Below are 1063 nucleotides of genomic sequence, written 5' to 3'. Positions count from 1 at the left end.
CGGCGACGCGTTCGTCTTCTTTGCCGTTTTCTTCGCTCCCGAGGGGCCCTGTTCGCCCACAGCGGAATCGCGACGTACAACCACCCGTCCAGCCCCCTTGGCCTGTGCTCTCACCGGCGATTTGGACACTCGGCCAGCCTAAAGCCCGGCACCGACATCCGCCCCGGGCCCTGAAGATCGGCCCCCAATTGGACCCCTGACGCTTACCTCGGGACATGTGTGCGGCATCCTTGTGACAGATCACACTGTTTGGACCGTCCGGCTAAACGGGGAACACGGTCCCCTGGTACTACGGGGAGCAAGATCCCCTGAGCAGGTCGACAAGGAGAGAACTCGTGGACGACGTTCTGCGGCGCGCCCCGCTCTTCGCGGCGCTCGATGACGAGCAGGCCGCGGAGCTCCGCGCCTCCATGAGTGAGGTGACCCTCGCGCGCGGTGACGCTCTCTTCCACGAGGGCGACCCCGGGGACCGCCTGTATGTGGTCACCGAGGGCAAGGTCAAGCTGCACCGCGCGTCGCCCGACGGCCGCGAGAACATGCTCGCCGTGCTCGGTCCCGGTGAGCTGATCGGCGAGCTGTCGCTGTTCGACCCGGGGCCGCGGACGGCCACCGCCACCGCGCTGACCGAGGTCAAGCTGCTCGGCCTCGGCCACGGCGACCTCCAGCCGTGGCTGAACGCGCGCCCCGAGGTGGCGGCCGCGCTGCTGCGCGCCGTCGCGCGGAGGCTGCGGAAGACCAACGACCAGATGTCCGACCTGGTGTTCTCGGACGTCCCGGGCCGTGTCGCCCGTGCGCTGCTGGACCTCTCCCGGAGGTTCGGTGTGCAGTCCGAGGAAGGCATCCACGTGGTGCACGACCTCACACAGGAGGAGCTGGCGCAGCTCGTCGGGGCGTCCCGCGAGACCGTCAACAAGGCGCTCGCCGATTTCGCGCAGCGTGGCTGGCTGCGGCTGGAGGCCCGCGCGGTGATCCTGCTGGACGTGGAGCGACTGGCGAAGCGGTCGCGCTGACCTTCACCAGCGACCGGGTCGCCAGCGACCGGCACCGGTCACCGGTCACCGGT

1 protein-coding gene is annotated in these 1063 nt (G+C 69.3%); it reads left to right on the top strand.

Going from position 1 to position 1063, the window contains the following annotated elements; genetic code table 11:
• Positions 1-335: 335 nt before the first annotated feature.
• Positions 336-1010: a Crp/Fnr family transcriptional regulator gene (locus AOK23_RS39275; protein WP_005476003.1), complete on the top strand. Its 675-nt coding sequence runs from the start codon at positions 336-338 to the stop codon at positions 1008-1010.
• The last annotated feature ends 53 nt before the right edge of the window (positions 1011-1063 follow it).

Origin of the sequence: Streptomyces torulosus (assembly GCF_001419765.1) — a bacterium.
GTDB lineage: Bacteria > Actinomycetota > Actinomycetes > Streptomycetales > Streptomycetaceae > Streptomyces > Streptomyces torulosus.
The sequence above is the reverse complement of the archived record's forward strand: the minus strand, read 5'-3'. Positions and strand labels throughout refer to the sequence as shown.